This window comes from Hymenobacter fastidiosus, assembly GCF_039539565.1.
GTDB lineage: Bacteria > Bacteroidota > Bacteroidia > Cytophagales > Hymenobacteraceae > Hymenobacter > Hymenobacter fastidiosus.
Window position 1 is genome coordinate 74,361 of record NZ_BAABDJ010000036.1, and the last position, 15,507, is coordinate 89,867.

At 60.5% G+C, this 15,507-nt stretch carries 14 protein-coding genes; 5 read left to right on the forward strand and 9 right to left on the reverse strand.

All coding sequences use genetic code 11. The features are described 5' to 3' along the window. Positions 1–60 precede the first annotated feature (60 nt). The 4 genes from nadE to ABD833_RS15855 all read right to left on the reverse strand — a co-directional run bounded on the left by nadE (position 61) and on the right by ABD833_RS15855 (position 4,425). Positions 61–1,935 carry an NAD(+) synthase gene (gene nadE / locus ABD833_RS15840; RefSeq protein ID WP_345074286.1) on the reverse strand — a complete coding sequence of 625 codons (1,875 nt, stop codon included), beginning with the start codon at positions 1,933–1,935 and terminating at the stop codon, positions 61–63. Positions 1,936–2,100: 165 nt separating this feature from the next. Beyond that, positions 2,101–2,850, reverse strand: a complete 750-nt coding sequence (rnc, locus tag ABD833_RS15845) for a ribonuclease III (RefSeq protein ID WP_345074287.1) — start codon at positions 2,848–2,850, stop codon at positions 2,101–2,103. Continuing rightward, positions 2,850–4,100, reverse strand: coding sequence for a beta-ketoacyl-ACP synthase II (fabF, locus tag ABD833_RS15850; protein ID WP_345074289.1), 1,251 nt, complete (start codon positions 4,098–4,100; stop codon positions 2,850–2,852). Before fabF ends, rnc begins: the two co-directional genes overlap by 1 nt. A gap of 88 nt (positions 4,101–4,188) precedes the next feature. Continuing rightward, the gene (locus ABD833_RS15855; protein WP_073109216.1) at positions 4,189–4,425 is read right to left on the reverse strand and encodes an acyl carrier protein; all 237 of its coding nucleotides are present in this window, start codon (positions 4,423–4,425) and stop codon (positions 4,189–4,191) included. A gap of 162 nt (positions 4,426–4,587) precedes the next feature. On the opposite strand from ABD833_RS15855, the gene ABD833_RS15860 reads away from it, so the two are divergent. Together ABD833_RS15860 and pyk are read left to right on the forward strand one after the other, a co-directional pair. Then, a complete protein-coding gene (locus ABD833_RS15860) occupies positions 4,588–5,016 on the forward strand; it encodes an IPExxxVDY family protein (protein WP_345074292.1) in 429 nt (142 codons plus the stop codon). A gap of 173 nt (positions 5,017–5,189) precedes the next feature. Then, a complete protein-coding gene (pyk, locus tag ABD833_RS15865; protein ID WP_345074294.1) occupies positions 5,190–6,629 on the forward strand; it encodes a pyruvate kinase in 1,440 nt (479 codons plus the stop codon). Between the two features lie 77 nt (positions 6,630–6,706). Here the strand turns inward: pyk and ABD833_RS15870 are convergent, their stop codons facing one another. After that, positions 6,707–8,197, reverse strand: a complete 1,491-nt coding sequence (locus tag ABD833_RS15870; RefSeq protein ID WP_345074296.1) for a T9SS type A sorting domain-containing protein — start codon at positions 8,195–8,197, stop codon at positions 6,707–6,709. A gap of 224 nt (positions 8,198–8,421) precedes the next feature. Beyond that, positions 8,422–8,679, reverse strand: a complete 258-nt coding sequence (gene rpsT / locus ABD833_RS15875; protein WP_129922670.1) for a 30S ribosomal protein S20 — start codon at positions 8,677–8,679, stop codon at positions 8,422–8,424. A 338-nt stretch (positions 8,680–9,017) separates the two neighbouring features. On the opposite strand from rpsT, the gene ABD833_RS15880 reads away from it, so the two are divergent. Continuing rightward, positions 9,018–10,190, forward strand: a complete 1,173-nt coding sequence (locus ABD833_RS15880; protein ID WP_345074300.1) for an MFS transporter — start codon at positions 9,018–9,020, stop codon at positions 10,188–10,190. Positions 10,191–10,297: 107 nt separating this feature from the next. Next, a complete protein-coding gene (locus ABD833_RS15885) occupies positions 10,298–11,281 on the forward strand; it encodes a YheT family hydrolase (protein WP_345074301.1) in 984 nt (327 codons plus the stop codon). 198 nt (positions 11,282–11,479) lie between these two features. On the opposite strand, the gene rsmG is transcribed toward ABD833_RS15885, so the two are convergent. The 3 genes from rsmG to ABD833_RS15900 all read right to left on the reverse strand — a co-directional run bounded on the left by rsmG (position 11,480) and on the right by ABD833_RS15900 (position 14,114). Continuing rightward, complete coding sequence (gene rsmG / locus ABD833_RS15890) at positions 11,480–12,112, reverse strand: 16S rRNA (guanine(527)-N(7))-methyltransferase RsmG (protein ID WP_345074303.1); 633 nt, start codon at positions 12,110–12,112, stop codon at positions 11,480–11,482. A gap of 263 nt (positions 12,113–12,375) precedes the next feature. Continuing rightward, positions 12,376–12,999 (reverse strand): RNA polymerase sigma factor, encoded by a 624-nt coding sequence (locus ABD833_RS15895; RefSeq protein WP_129922678.1) that lies wholly within the window; start codon positions 12,997–12,999, stop codon positions 12,376–12,378. Continuing rightward, a complete protein-coding gene (locus ABD833_RS15900; RefSeq protein WP_345074305.1) occupies positions 12,990–14,114 on the reverse strand; it encodes a glycosyltransferase in 1,125 nt (374 codons plus the stop codon). The genes ABD833_RS15895 and ABD833_RS15900 overlap by 10 nt, the downstream gene beginning before the upstream one ends. 174 nt (positions 14,115–14,288) lie before the next feature. Between ABD833_RS15900 and tgt the strand changes: the two genes are divergently transcribed. After that, on the forward strand, positions 14,289–15,419 hold the full coding sequence (gene tgt, locus ABD833_RS15905; RefSeq protein WP_345074306.1) for a tRNA guanosine(34) transglycosylase Tgt: 1,131 nt from the start codon (positions 14,289–14,291) through the stop codon (positions 15,417–15,419). Positions 15,420–15,507 lie beyond the last annotated feature (88 nt).

Sequence of the window (15,507 nt, forward strand, 5' to 3'; positions counted from 1 at the left end):
TGCCTTTACAAAAACCCGCAACACCCTTCTTCCGAAGCTCAACCATAACTTACCCGGTAACTACAACTCAGCCAGCTCCTGGGCGAAGCCTCCGCTCAGAATCGGGAAGCGCAGCCAGGAGCGCGGGTCCACATTGTAGTCGTCGAGGTGGAAGGCGGGGGCATACCGCTCGCGCTTCCACTGGTTGCGGCTCCAGAGCGTGTAGAAGCGCTTCACGTAGGTTTTGAGCTGCTCCGGTTCGTAGCTTTTCTCTTCCTGCACCAGCGCAGCCAGCACCTGGGCCGGACTGAGCCGGTCGTAGAAGGCCAGCCGCTCGATGCGGTTAAGCAGAATGTAGGGCATCAGGTCCTGCTCGTCGGTCTGCTGATGTTTCAGCGGGCGCAGCTCGGCGGTGGGCCACAGGGCATTCACGTGGCGCAGGCCGGGGTAGCCCAGCTCAGTTTCGGCCCAGCGCAGCCACTTCTTCACGAAGTCCTTATCCACGCCGGCAATGGGCGAGATGCTGCCGGCCGTGTCGCCGTCCATGGTGCAGTAGCCCACGGAAGCTTCCGAGCGGTTGGAGGTTGTCAGCAGCAGGCCGTTGAGCACGTTGGCCAGCATCCAGATGCCGGGAGCCCGCACCCGGGCCTGAATGTTCTGCAACGCCAGGTCGTCGGTTTCCCAGGTCAGCTTCCGACCCAGGGCGTGCTCAATCTTGCCCACGTAGCCGGTTACCTCCGCATCGATGCCCCAGTTGAAAAACACGGCCCCGAGGGAATCGGCCAGCTCTTTGGCCGAGTTGTAGGTGTCGTCGGAGGAGTTGACGGTGCCCTGGTAAGCGCAGGTGAGCAGCCTTTCCGTTAGTTTTTGGTTGGTAGTTTTTGGTTGGTGGTGGTTGGCCGAATTATTAATTACTAATTCTTCATTACTAATTCCAACGCGGCGCCTAAACTCCTCCACGCCCAGTTCCTCCACGCCCAGGCGCACCATTTCGGCCACGCCCACGGCGCACATGCAGGAGTCGGCCCCACCGCTCAAACTCAGCACGAAGCCTTTGCTGCGGGCCTTACGCAGGTAGTCGAACAGGGCCAGGCTCAGCGCCTGATTCAGCTCGCGGTACTCGTCGGGCTCGGACAGCGGCACGATGGTTTCAGCCAGCGGCAGATCGGTAGTGAAGTCCACGTCCACGTGCTCCATATCCACTTCCTTGAAGCTGAGCAGCTGGTTGCGGTGCAGCAGGTGGCCGTTGCGGGCCACCAGAATTTCGCCGTCGTAGATCATGCGGCCGGCTTCGTTGCCGAGCAGGTTGGCGTAGAGGTAGGTGCAGCGGAAGTTGCGCGACGCATTCAGCACCAGCTTGTAGCGCACGTCGGTTTTGCTCATCGCAAAGTGGCTGGCCGACGGATTCACGATCAGGTCCACGCGGCCCATGAGGCGGCAGGCAGGCCGCTCGTTGTCGGGCCGCCAGGCATCCTCGCAGATTTCGAAGCCGAACCGCACGCCCTTATGTTCGAACACCAGGTCGCCGATGGCCCACTGCTGCCCTTCCCAGACTACGGTGCCGGTTTCGCCGGCCCGCCACGGCGTAAACCAGCGCGGCTCGTAATGCACGCCGTCGTTGGCCAGAAACTGCTTGGCCGCGAAGCCCAGGATTTCGCCGTCGCGCAGCACGGCGGCCGTGTTGTAGGTGCGGTGGTTCAAACGGATGGGCAGCCCCACGCACACCAGAATGCCTTGGGTCCAGGGCCGGATCTGCTGCAAATGGGCCAGCGCCGACTCCGGGAGCCAGTCACTCAGAAACAGATCCTCGCAGCCGTAGCCCGTCAAACACAGCTCCGGCAAACACAGCAGCTCCACGCCCGCGGCTTTGGCCTGCTCAATAGCCTCGCGGATGGTGCGCAGGTTATGTTGCCAATCGAAGGGAATCTGGTTGAGGGCAGCGCCGGCAATTCGCATCTTAAAGAGATATTGATTCTATCTAACAACTGTATTCCCTGGCATCAGGTTGTCGTTAGCCCTCTGCGGACCTGCGCGAAACCACCCGCGTACCTCTGCGGGAACCGTCGTCTAACGATTTTTCCCGCAGAGGTGCGCGGTGGTTTCGCGCAGGTCCGCAGAGGGTTATACGCCCAGCGCCGTCAGGGCCCGCTCGGCGGCCAGCTGCTCGGCCTGCTTCTTACTCAGGCCCATGCCAGTAGCCACCACTTCGTCGTCGAGCACCACGGAGGCCGTGAACTCCATTACGCCGCCGGGGCGGGCTTCGCCGTTGAGGTCGTAACGGATGGCTTTGCCGTTGCGCTGGGCCCACTCGATGAGCTTGCTCTTGAAGTTGGTGGTGGTTTCGGTCAGGGACTTTACATCCACGAAGGATTTGATCAGCCGGCCCAGCACGAATTTGCGGGCCGCTTTGTAGCCCTGGTCGAGGTACACGGCCCCTACCAGCGCCTCCAGGGCGTTGCCGTTCACGGAGCGGGAGCGGGCGGCCCGGCCCTGGGCGGGGTCGAGCTGCACGAGCTTGTCGAGGCCGATTTTCAGGGCCAGGGCATTCAGGCTTTCTCGGTTCACGATGCGGGAGCGCAGCTCGGTGAGGAAGCCTTCCTGCTCGTAGGGAAACTTACGGAACAGGTATTCGGCTACCACCGCCCCCAGCACGGCATCGCCCAGAAACTCCAGCCGCTCATTGCTCTGATGGCGGCCCATATCCGTCTGCTGGCGCACGATGGAGGAGTGGGTGAACGCCAAATGGTAAAGCCGCACGTTGTCAGGCGTGCGGCCGGTTACCGTGGCAATAGCTTGCCGGAATGCTCTGTCGTGCCCCAGCACCCGCCGGAAAAAGCCGAAGAGCGGCAACGGCTGGCCGGGACGAATCATTAGTCTTGGAGCTTGCGGAAAAGGACGGAGGTATTGTGGCCGCCAAAGCCGAAGGTGTTGCTCATCGCCACGTTCACTTCCCGCTTCTGGGCCGCGTTGAACGTGAAGTTCAGGCGGGCGTCCAGCTCCGGGTCATCGGTGACGTGGTTGATGGTAGGCGGTACGATGCCGTGCTGAATGGCCAGAATGCTGGCTACCGCCTCAATGCCGCCCGCGCCGCCGAGCAGGTGCCCGGTCATGCTTTTGGTCGAGCTGATGTTGAGGTTGTAGGCATAGTCGCCAAACACTTTCTGGATGGCCTTGATTTCGGCTCCGTCGCCGAGCGGCGTGCTGGTGCCGTGGGTGTTGATGTAATCCACATCCTCCGGACCAATACCAGCGTCGCGCAAAGCGTTCTGCATGACCAGTACCACGCCTTCGCCGGTGGGGTCGGGCGCGGTGATGTGGTAGGCATCCGACGACAGACCGCCGCCGATGATTTCGGCGTAGATCTTCGCGCCGCGGGCTTTGGCGTGCTCATACTCTTCGAGAATGAGCGCTCCGGCGCCTTCCCCCAGCACGAAGCCGTCGCGGTCCTTGTCGTAGGGCCGCGAGCCGGATTCCGGGTCGTCGTTCCGCTCGCTCATGGCTTTGAGGGCATTGAAACCACCTACACCGGCTTCCGTAATAGCCGCCTCCGAGCCGCCGGTCACGGCCACGTCGGCCATACCCAGGCGGATATAGTTGTAAGCCGCCACGATGGCGTCGGAAGAAGAAGCGCAGGCCGAAGTGGTTACGAAGTTGGGGCCGCGGAAGCCGTTCTTGATCGAGATGTTTCCCGACGAGGAGTCGGCAATCATTTTCGGAATGAAGAACGGATTGTAGCGGGGCGTGCCGTCGCCCTTGGCGAAGTTGAAGCACTCGTCCTGGAAGGTTTTGAGCCCTCCAATCCCCGAGCCCCAGATCACGCCGACGCGGTCTTTATTGACGCCTTCCAGCAGGCCGGCGTCCTTGATGGCTTCGTCGGAGGCGATGACGGCAAACTGCGTGAACAGGTCCATCTTCCGGCCTTCCTTGGTGGGGAAGTAGTCATCCGGGTTGTAGTTTTTCACCTCGCAGGCGAAGCGGGTCTTGAACTTGCTGGCGTCGAAACGGGTGATGGGCGCGGCACCACTCACGCCCGCCGACAAGCCGTCCCAGTATTCGGCGACGGTCTTGCCCAGCGGGGTAATGGCACCTAGGCCGGTCACAACAACTCTCCGAAGAGACATAGGCGATTGGGAGACGGGATAGAAAAGCAAAACGGCCGGCGGCGAGCCGGCCGGTAAGCGCTAAAGGAGGGTAGAAAGACGCAAAAGCTTACTTAGCGTGCTCTTCCAGGTAGCTGATGGCCTGACCTACGGTAGCAATGTTCTCGGCCTGATCGTCTGGAATAGATACGTTGAATTCCTTTTCGAATTCCATGATCAGCTCAACGGTATCCAGCGAGTCAGCGCCCAGGTCGTTCGTGAACGACGCTTCCGGCGTTACTTCCGAAGCCTCAACACCAAGCTTATCAATGATAATGGCTTTTACTTTTTCTGCAATTTCAGACATTTCCGTGGGGGTTTGGGGAAAACTAGGCGCAAATAACACTAACTTCCCTAACATTGTCAAACCAAGCCGGCCGAATCTTGTGTCCGCAAGATTATGTTGGGCCGAGTTTCAATCGGCCGGTAGCGTGCGTAGTTTTGCCCTTCCCTGCCCTGGTACCTGTCTATGAAAACGCTGACGCTCGATGTGGACTACGATTGTGATTTCGACCTGTTCGGCATTGTATCGTCGAGCCGGGAACACAAGCTGGCCTGGACGCTGAACAGTACGTTGCGCCTGCGTTTGGTGAAGCAGCAGGACCTGATTTACGACCTGCTGACTCAGGGGCGCCTGGTTATCAGCAACTACCTGCACGCTACCGAAACGCTGTCGTTGCGCCTGTTTCGCAACCGCTCGGTGGATCCGTCGCCGCTGAAAAAGCCTTTTCTGGCCCCCGATATCAAGGAATATGATTACTTGATTCAGGTCAGTAATGGCTGCGGCGCGCTGGCTCCGGAAGAGCTGCTGGAGCAGCTGACGCGGCTGCCGGAGGTGCAATACGCCTGTCAGTTCGATCCAAATTCGTTGAAATTCAAAGAAAACCTGCTCTTTTGAGCTTCTAAATGTTCGTTGTCAGAACCAGAAAAAGCGGAGTGCGGGGCTTTTTGCCGGGCTGAAAACAGCTGATTCTTACGCGTAAGAACCGCTGTTTCTCCGGCAAAATAAAGTTCTTCCCTCCGCTTCGCCGCGTTCGGATGCCACCCTAACTCCTGACCTTAATTTTCCTTATGGAACCTCGTCCGCACTTCAACAAAACCAAAATCGTGGCCACCGTGGGCCCCGCGTCCAACACCTACGAACGCCTGGGCACCCTGATGCGCGAAGGCGTGGATGTGTTCCGCCTCAACTTTTCGCACGGCTCCTACGAGGACCACCTCTCGGTTATCAACACCGTGCGGCGGCTCAACAAGGACATGCGCACCAATGTGGGTCTGCTCCAGGATTTGCAGGGCCCCAAGATTCGCCTGGGCGAAGTGGAAGGCGGCGGCGTCGAAATCACGCGCGGCGACAAAATCAAGCTGGTGTGCGGCGAAAAGGAAATCAGCACCGCCACCCGCCTGAGCACGATTTACCTGGGTCTGGCCCGCGACGTGAAGGCCGGGGACATGATCCTGATCGACGACGGCAAGATTGAGCTGAAGGTGCTGGCTACCGACCGGGAGACGGAAGTGGACGTGGAGGTTATCTACGGCGGCCTGGTGAAGCCCCGCAAAGGCATCAACCTGCCCGACTCCGACGTGTCGGCCCCGTCGATGACGGAGAAGGACGTCGAAGACCTCAAGTTTGGTCTGGAGCACGATGTGGACTGGGTGGCGCTGTCGTTTGCCCGCCGGGCCGAGGACATCCGCTTCATCAAGCAGCTCATTGCCGAGAGCGGCAAAACGGCCCGCGTCATTGCCAAAATCGAGACCCCCGAAGCCCTCAAGAACATCGACGAAATCATTGCCCTGGCTGATGCCATTATGGTAGCCCGCGGCGACCTGGGCGTGGAGGTGAAGATGGAAGAGGTGCCGATGGCCCAGAAGATGATTATCGAGAAGTGCAACAAGGCCGGTAAGCCCGTCATTGTGGCCACGCAGATGATGGAAAGCATGATTACGGCCCCCCGCCCTACCCGCGCCGAAACCAGCGACGTGGCCAACGCCGTGATGGACGGGGCCGACGCGCTGATGCTCTCCGCCGAAACCGCCGTGGGGGCCTACCCCGCCGAAGTTATCCGCTCGATGGTAGGCACCATTCTGAGCGTGGAAACCCGCACCGCCAGCCTGTTTCACCACTGGTTCCCCATCGACGCCACCGCGCCCACGTTCATGGCGGACAGCCTGCTGTCGGCCGCCTGTCACCTGGCCAAGAACACGGGCGCCCGGGCCATTACCGGTACCACCCACCGCGGCTACACGGCGTTCCAGATTGCGAAGTACCGGCCCAAGGCGGACATTTTCATCTTCACCGACAACCGCCCGCTGCTCACGGCTCTGAGCCTGGTCTGGGGCGTGCGCGGCTTCTACTACGACCGGCTGGTGAGCAACGACAATACCGTGTCGGACATCAAGTACATTCTCACCACCACCGGCCACCTCTCCCCCGGCGACGTGTTCATCAACACCGGCTCGATGCCGATTATGGACAAGGGCTTGGCCAACATGGTCAAAGTAAGCGTAGCGTAGATCCGCTCAGCCTTAAAACGTCATAGCAAAGCCCGTCTGAAGTTTCAGACGGGCTTTGCTATGACGTTTTAATTCTTTTACTGGTGCTGCAGCCGCAGATGCTGCGCTGCCCCGCCGGCGGCCTGTACTTCGACCATGTACAGGCCAATGATCAGGTCCTGAAGCGGTAGGATAGCGGTAGTTTGCCCGGCGGCCAGCGGCTGGGTGCGGACCGTGCGGCCCAGGTTATCGAGCAGGCGAATGGTGGTAGCGGCCCGCGCCGGCGCGGGAAGTTGCAGCGTAGCAGAAGCAGTGGCCGGGTTCGGATAGAGTTGAAAGAACGCGACTCCAGAGGCAGCTTTGGCCGGCAGCAGCGTGGCGAAATCGGTGCCGCTGCCGCAGGCTTGTACCGTGCCGTTCAGCATTCGGCTTACGTAAGCCAGGGCAAACTCCGACTGTCCCAAAGACCCTACGCCGTCCGCCACCCGCCTTTCCCAGGTTAAGGCGTCGATACCGGGCCTATAGCCGCCCGGTGCACTATTGCTACGGTACAGCATCTGCTGACGTAGCTTAGCGGGGCCACTGCAGGCGGTGCCGGCTTGCGCGGGGATGACCGGGTGGCCCATCAGCACCGCCGTTGAGCTTAGCTGCCCCCCCCGGTACTCGTACGCCAGCAAGTCGATGCCGGCGTACGGAATAGCACCCTGGCTCTGCCACTGGCCGGTCCGCCGGCCCGCGGCCACCCGCACCACCGACACCGGGGAAACCACCGGACTTCCTCCCGGGCAGCCGGGGGCAGTGCTGAACGCGGTACGGCTCTGCTCCTGAAACGTATAGATAACGCTGTCGGCCGTAAGCTGACGATTCAGCACCCGCCGCAGAATAAAGCTGGTGTAGCAGGAAAAAGGGGTGAAAGAAAATGCTTCCCGCCTGTACCCCAGCGCGTCGCCGGGCTGCAGGTCGAGGATGATCAGCGGATTGTAGTAGCTGCGGCCGGCGGCATCCGGACGGCGGGCCAGGGTGAGTATTTTGGCCGCCGGGTCGCGCATGCGCAGGTTCTGCGGAGCCGATACCAAGCCGTAGTGCTTGCTCAGCACGATGTTCTGGCTGTTGCCCACGCGGAACGTGGCAACGGAGTCGCTCACCCCGTCAATCTGGACCGTGCCGCGCGACAGCAGCGTGGTAGGTATGATTACGTCGATATCGACACTCTGCCAGGTGGTGCCCACGGGCACAAAGGGCTTCAGCACGATGACCTGCTGCAGTTGAAAGTTGTTCGTGGAGTACTCAAACAACAGAGAGTAGGTGCGCTGGGCCACATTGTAGCGCAGCTGCTGGCCGAACTGGTTATTCACCGCTTTGCTCCATCCGAAGCTGCCGGTGCGCCGCATGATGCGGTTGAAGTAGTACACCGAGTCAGCGCCCTGCACGGCAGCGGAATCCAGGCGCAGGGTCAGCACGGTGTCGGTGGAGGCCCCGTGAAAGGCGTGGACGTCGCCGTTGGGCCGGAAGGGGCGCCAGTTCTGGGCCTGGGTGGGCAGCCAGCTCAGGCAGGCGCATATCATCAACAAGCGGTACCAGTATTTCATAAGTAGATCGTTAAAAGTAAGACGCCGAAAAGATAGAATAATAATCAGGCGGTCAAGCAAGAATACCTGCCTGCTCCGGACGACAGCCGGTCATCGGCACTAAAACCCAGCTGATTTTCCAGCTCGAATCACCTACCCCGGCTATGGCCCGGCCAAACGTGAAAAGGCCCTGCACTTGCGCGCAGGGCCTTTTCTATACCCGAGCAGATCGGTCGGTGGGTTGCTTAAGCAGCCAGCGACGTCACGAACTTAGCCAACTTCGACTTGTTGTTGGCGGCTTTGTTCTTGTGGATGATGTTCTTTTTGGCCAGACGGTCCAGCATCGACGATACTTTCTTCAGCAGCTCCTGAGCAGCTGTAGCATCGGTGGTAGCACGCAGCTTTTTGATAGCGGTGCGGGTGGATTTAGCCTGGTAACGGTTCAACACGCGCTTAGCTTCGTTGGAACGGATGCGCTTGAGGGCCGATTTATGATTTGCCATGAGGATGGAAAAATTGACGTTCTGCTCGTTATTGTATTCAGTTGGGGTGGCAAAGGTAAGGCTTTGCCTGGAAATAGCAAATGCCCCGGCCCGAAAATCCCTGACTTATGCTCCTGGCACAGTAGTTTATGAAACCGCCGTAGGGTGCGGGGCTTGCCCCCGCCCGGCGGTGGACGAATCCGGCCCCAATCGTTCCACGACGGGCGGGGGCCAGCCCCGCCCCTACGGCGGGAGGAGGGTAGCAGCCCCCGGCACCATCAGAACAGCCGGCTGAGCCGGCTTTCTGATCAACTGCTCGTAATTGCGTTACTTCCTTTATTCCCCGGTATCCTGTGCGCATGAAATACCTGACCCGTACTATCTGGCTGCTTTCGCTGGTCAGCCTGTTTACCGACCTGGCCAGCGAGATGCTCTACCCCATCATGCCGCTCTATCTGCGTAGTATCGGCTTTTCGGTGGTGCTGATTGGAGTGCTGGAAGGCGTGGCCGAGGCTACGGCAGGATTGAGCAAGGGCTATTTTGGGCAGTGGTCCGACCGGCTGGGCCGCCGGCTGCCCTTCGTGCAGTGGGGCTACGGGCTGAGCGCCCTCTCCAAGCCCATGCTGGCGGTACTGGCCGCGCCGTGGTGGGTGTTTCTGGCCCGCACCCTCGACCGGCTGGGCAAAGGCCTGCGCACCGGCGCCCGCGACGCCCTGCTTTCCGACGAAACCACCCCCGAAACCAAGGGTCGCGTGTTCGGCTTTCACCGCGCCATGGACACCTTCGGAGCCGTGCTGGGGCCCGCCGTGGCCCTGCTCTGGCTGGCCTGGCGTCCCGGCGACTACCGCCTGCTGTTCCTGCTGGCTTTTTTACCTGGCCTGGCGGCCATCGCGGTAACGCTGCTGGTGCGCGAGCAGCGGCGGGAACCCTCCAGCCGCCCGGTGCTCCCGTTCTGGGCTTCGTTCGGCTACTGGCGGCAGGCCCCGCCGGCGTACCGGCAGGTGGTGGGCGGACTGCTGATCTTCGCCTTGTTCAACAGCTCCGACGCCTTCCTGCTGCTGCTGGCCCGCGAGCGGGGCCTGTCCGATGCCACCGTTATCGGGCTTTACATCTTCTATAATCTGGTGTACGCGCTGGCGGCTTTCCCGGCGGGGTATTTATCCGACCGGTTCGGGCCGCGCCGGATGCTGGTGGGCGGGCTGCTGTTGTTTGGAATCGTGTACGCCGGCGTGGCTATGGCGCATGAGCTATGGGCTTTTGGCGCGCTGTTCGGGCTCTACGGGCTGTATGCGGCCGCTACTGAAGGCGTGAGCAAAGCCTGGGTCAGCAACCTGTGTGCCCGGCCCGACACGGGGGCCGCGCTGGGTACGTTTGCCGGCCTCAGCAGTCTGGCGGCCCTGGTGGCCAGCAGCACGGCGGGCCTGCTCTGGCACTGGGCCGGGCCGGGTCTGACGTTTGGGCTGGCGGGCGTAGTGGCCGGAATGGTCGCGCTTTATCTGGCGCTGGCGCGATTGCGCCCTGCAACTACCTGACCCTGAAGGCGAAGCTTACCGCGGCGAAACGAAGTTGCCAAACAAGTAGTATGCATGTCGCCATTATGGTATATTATCTGTGATTTCGCGCCTGTTCTACCGCTGCCATGCCTATCGTAGCCCAATCCCCGTATCAGCCGCCGTTCTATATGTTCAACGGCCACGTGCAGACCATTGTACCCAGCCTGTGGCGCTCGGTTCCCGAGGTGCAGTACCAGCGCGAGCGGGTCGAAACCGAGGATGGCGACTTCCTGGATCTGGATTGGTCCCAGCTGCCGCAGGGTAAGTCCGATACCCTGGCCATCGTTTCGCACGGCCTGGAAGGGGATGCCGGCCGGCCCTACGTGCGCGGGATGGTGCGGGCGCTGAACAAAGCCGGCTTCGATGCCCTGGCCTGGAATTACCGCAGCTGCAGCGGCGAAATGAACCGCCTGCTGCGCTCCTACCACCTCGGCGACACCGACGACCTCGACTTCGTGGTGCGCTATGCCCTGGGTACCGGCCACTACAAGCATGTGTACCTGACCGGCTTCAGCGCGGGCGGCAACGTGACGCTGAAATACCTGGGCGAGAAACCCGAGCGCGTGCCGGTGCAGGTGGAGCGGGCCGCCGTTTTCTCGGTACCGACCGACCTCAGGTCCAGCTCCTACCAGATTTCCAAGCCGGAGAATCGTCTTTACCTGTACCGGTTTCTGAAATCCTTGCGAATCAAAATGCGGCAGAAAGCCGAGCTGCTGCCCGGCCAGGTAGATGTAACCGACCTGGACGAGCTGCTGGACTTTCCCCAGTTTGACAACCGCTTCACCGCGCCCATGCACGGCTTCAAGTCGGCGGATGACTATTATGAGCAGGCCAGCTCGGGCCGCTACTTAGCCAGCATCCGTATTCCCACCCTGCTGGTGAATGCCGAAAACGACCCGTTTCTGCCGCCCTCCTGCTTCCCGCGGGATTTAGCCGCGCAGAGCAAATTCGTCTTTCTGGAAACCCCACCCGAAGGCGGCCACGTCGGTTTTGCCGAAGGCTCGCCCGACGGCGAGTATTATTCCGAGCGGCGCGCCGTACAATTCCTGACGGCGAAAGTGCCGGCGTAGAAACACCGGTCCTTGCGAGGCATAAGCCGAAGCAAGCCGTCCTGAATAAGGATAGAAAGTCTTATAAACAGCCAAGCCCTGACGTTGGCATACGTCAGGGCTTGACAGTGAAAAAGAGCTACGGGCATCTCAGAGGACGGATTGCTTCGGCTTACGCCTCGCAATGACAATATCAGGATTCCCCGCTCTTTCAGGCCTCTACCGCGGGCCGGCATTGGCCACGGGCACGAACACGACTTTCTTCGTCTCAAAGAAATCTTCCTGGAAATAGTCGCTCAGATGCTGAACGTGGGCTTTCAGGCCGGACTCTTCTATTTCTTCGGTCAGGTCGCCACCCTTCAGGTAGTAGAGGCCGCTGGTGGCGTCGCCCTGCGGCTTGTAGCGGTGGGCAATCCAGGTGTGGAAGGTGGCGAGGCGGGCCACGGCGCGGCTGACCACGTAGTCGTACTTGGTGCGCAGCTGCTCGGCCCGGATCTGCTCGGCCGTCACATTGTGCAGCCCCAGCGCGGCGGCCATTTCCTGCACGGCGTGGATTTTCTTGCCGATGCTGTCCACGAGGTGAAACTTCACCTCGGGGAACAGGATAGCCAGCGGCAGACCCGGCAGGCCCCCACCCGTGCCCACGTCGAGTACCGAGCTGCCGGGAGCAAACTGCACCACCTTGGCGATGCCCAGTGAGTGCAGAAAATGGCGCTCCGCCAGATTATCCACGTCGGTGCGGGCTATCAGGTTCAGGCGCTCGTTCCAGCTGCGAAACTCGGTGTCGAGCCGCTGGAAGTGACGGCGCTGCGCCTCGGTGAGGTCGGGGAAGTAGTGGGCGAGAATATCCATCGGGGCAAAGATAGTACGGTAGCTTCTTGCCCGTCATCCTGAGCAACGCGAAGGACCTGCCTCAGTTCTATCGTAAAACTCCTTCCAATGCGTAAAACCCTGTATCCATTCGTCTTTCACCGGCACCGGCGTTGAGCATTGCACACCGTTTTACAGTGCAGAAAGAGGAAGGTCCTTCGCTCTGCTCAGGATGACAGACGGAAAAAGCGGCAAAAAAAGCCCCGACTCGCGCCGGGGCTTTGGTATTCAACTTGTCAGCACGCTTAAATGATGTGCTTCTTGTTCTTTACCATGTCATAGAGCAGCTCCCGGGCGCGGTGCAGCTGGGCTTTCACGGTGCCCAACGGAGCTTTCAGCTCGGTGGCAATTTCCTCGTAGCTCAGCTCGTCGAAGTAGCGCAGCGTAACCAGGCGCTGGTATTTGTCGGGCAGGCGGGCCACGACGTGCTGCATGATTTCAATTTTCTGGTTTTTGATGGCCGTCTCCTGCGGGTTCAGGTTCTGGTCGCGGAAATCGATGGTAATTTCGTCGCCATTATCAATCTTGATGGCTGAGTCGATGGACATCGTCTTGATTTTATTCTTGCGAATAAAGTCGATGCAGTTGTTGGTGGCAATACGGAACAGCCAGGTGCTGAAGGCGTATTCCGGGTTGAACTTGTGCAGGTTCCGAAACGCTTTGGCGAAGGCCTCAATGGTCAGATCCTCGGCGTCGTCGGGGTTGCGCACCATTTTGAGCACCACGTGGTACACCGGCTTTTTGTAGATCTGCATCAGCTCGGCGTAGGCTTTTTCGTCGCCGTGCTCCACGGCGGCCCGGATCAGCTTGAAGTCGTGCTTGGCCTTGGCCGAAAACTGTTTCTGAATTTCCTGATTGTTTACTTCCATCGGAGGTTGCGGTAGAGGAACAGCGAAATTCCCAAGGCGAGATAGTAAAAAAAATAAACAACGTCGAGCAAGGGTAGCCAGGCCACCGGTAGCCGGTCATCGAGCCGACGGCCAATCTGTGCGTAGGCCGCGCCAACCGCTACCGTGCGTACACCCCACAGAACGGCCAAAGGTACCCAATCGGGGCGGGAAAACAGCAGGGCTGCCGTAGTGAAATAAAAAAGCAGATTAGCACCAATAAAGTTTCCAATCCGCCACCGGTCGGCGAAGCGGTAGCTTTTGCCGGCCGACAAATGCCGCCGCTTTTGCCGCCACCAGGCGCTCCACGTATGCGCGGCCTCGCTCAGCGTATGCGCCGCCGGCTCGGCCTGCACCGCTACCCGCTGCCCGTGCCGCGCGGCGTCCTGCACGAACAGGTCATCGTCGCCGCCGAGGCTGCGGATGTGGGAAGCAAAGCCCTTGGTGGTGCGGAAACAGGCCTGGGTGTAGGCCAGGTTGCGGCCCACGCCCATGTAGGGCTTGCCCCGCCACGCGAACGACAGGTACTGCGCCCCGGTCAGCAAGGTTTCAAACCGGATCAACTTATTTAAAAACCCGGGCTCCGGCGCATAGGCCGAATAGCCCAGCACCAGATCGGCGGACCGGGCAAAGTCCTGTTGCATCTCCCTGATCCACTGCCGGGTGGCCGGAATACAGTCGGCATCGGTGAAGAGCAGACGCTCGTGGCGCGCCGCCCGGATGCCCAACGTCAGGGCGTATTTTTTGGGCGACAGGCCCTCCGGCGTCCGGTGAACGGAGACGAGGCGCACGTTGGGATAGTACTGGGTGAGCTGCTGCACATAGAGGTAGGTGTCGTCGCCGGACCGGTCGTCGATAAGAATGACCTCGAAGCCGGGCCTATATTCCTGCTGGAGCAGCAGCGGCAGCAGGCGGCGCAGATTTGCCAGCTCGTTGTGCGCGCACACCAGCACCGACACGGGCCCGGCGGCGGAATCATCGGCGGCAGCGGCCTCGGGACGGCGGGCGAAGGGCAGGAAATAATAGCCCACGTAATACAGCTGGATCAGCACACTCGCCGCGAGCAGCCACAGAACGGGGGAAAAGGAAATCGGCAAAGCGCAGAGTCAAGGATTGGGCCCACGAAAGTAGGCATTCGGGATGGGGCGAGTACCTTTGCAGTCGTATCAGTTGCCAGTTGCGGGTTGCCAGTTGCCAGTTTGTTCTTTCTTAGGAACATCTGCTAACCGGCAACTGGCAACCCGCAACTGGCAACTGGCAACTCAAGCTCTATGACCTTCGACCTCGTCGCCCACGATCCGCACACCAAAGCCCGCGCCGGCGTAGTCCACACCGCGCACGGGGCCATTGAAACGCCTATTTTCATGCCCGTGGGCACGGCCGGCACCGTGAAAGCCGTGCAGCAACGCGACCTGGTGAACGACGTGCAGGCCCAGATCATCCTCGGCAACACCTACCACCTCTACCTGCGCCCCGGCCTGGAGGTGCTGCGCGCCGCCGGCGGTTTGCATAAATTCAACGGCTGGGACCGGCCCATTCTCACCGACTCGGGCGGCTACCAGGTGTACTCGCTCAGCGGCACGCGCAAAATCAAGGAGGAAGGCGTGAAGTTCCGCTCCCACATCGATGGCTCGTCGCACCTGTTTTCGCCCGAAGGGGTGATGGACATTCAGCGCACCATCGGGGCCGACATCATCATGGCCTTCGATGAGTGCACGCCCTGGCCCTGCGAGTACGACTACGCCAGCCGCTCGCTCGACATGACCCACCGCTGGCTGAAGCGCTGCATTGCGCAGTTCGACAGCACCGAGGGCCACTACGGCTACGACCAAACCCTGTTCCCGATCGTGCAGGGCAGCACGTTTAAAGACCTGCGCATCAAGTCGGCGGAGTTCGTGGCCGAGCAGGGGCGCGAAGGCAACGCCATCGGGGGCTTAAGCGTGGGCGAGCCGGCCGAGCAGATGTACGAGATGACCGAGCTGGTCTGCGACATTCTGCCGAAGGACAAGCCGCGCTACCTGATGGGCGTGGGCACGCCGGCCAATATTCTCGAAAACATTGCGTTGGGCGTGGACATGTTCGACTGCGTGATGCCGACCCGCAACGCCCGCAACGGCATGCTCTTCACCACCCAGGGCATCATCAACATCACCAACAAGAAGTGGCAGCTCGATTTCGAGCCGATTGACGCGACGCTGGGCGGCTACGTCAGCACGTTCTACTCGCGCTCCTACGTGCGCCACTTGTTCCAGAGCCAGGAAATGCTGGGCCCGCAGATTGCCTCCATTCACAACCTGAGCTTCTACCTCTGGCTCGTCAGGCAGGCCCGCGAGCAAATCGTGGCCGGCACTTTCCGCGAGTGGAAGGAGAAGATGGTGAAGCAGGTGATGACGCGACTCTAAATCACTGATTTCCGCTGATTAAATTGATTTCGCTGGTTTTTTCATTCAGCGAAATCAATTTATGAAAAAGGCTTGTTGAACGGCACAA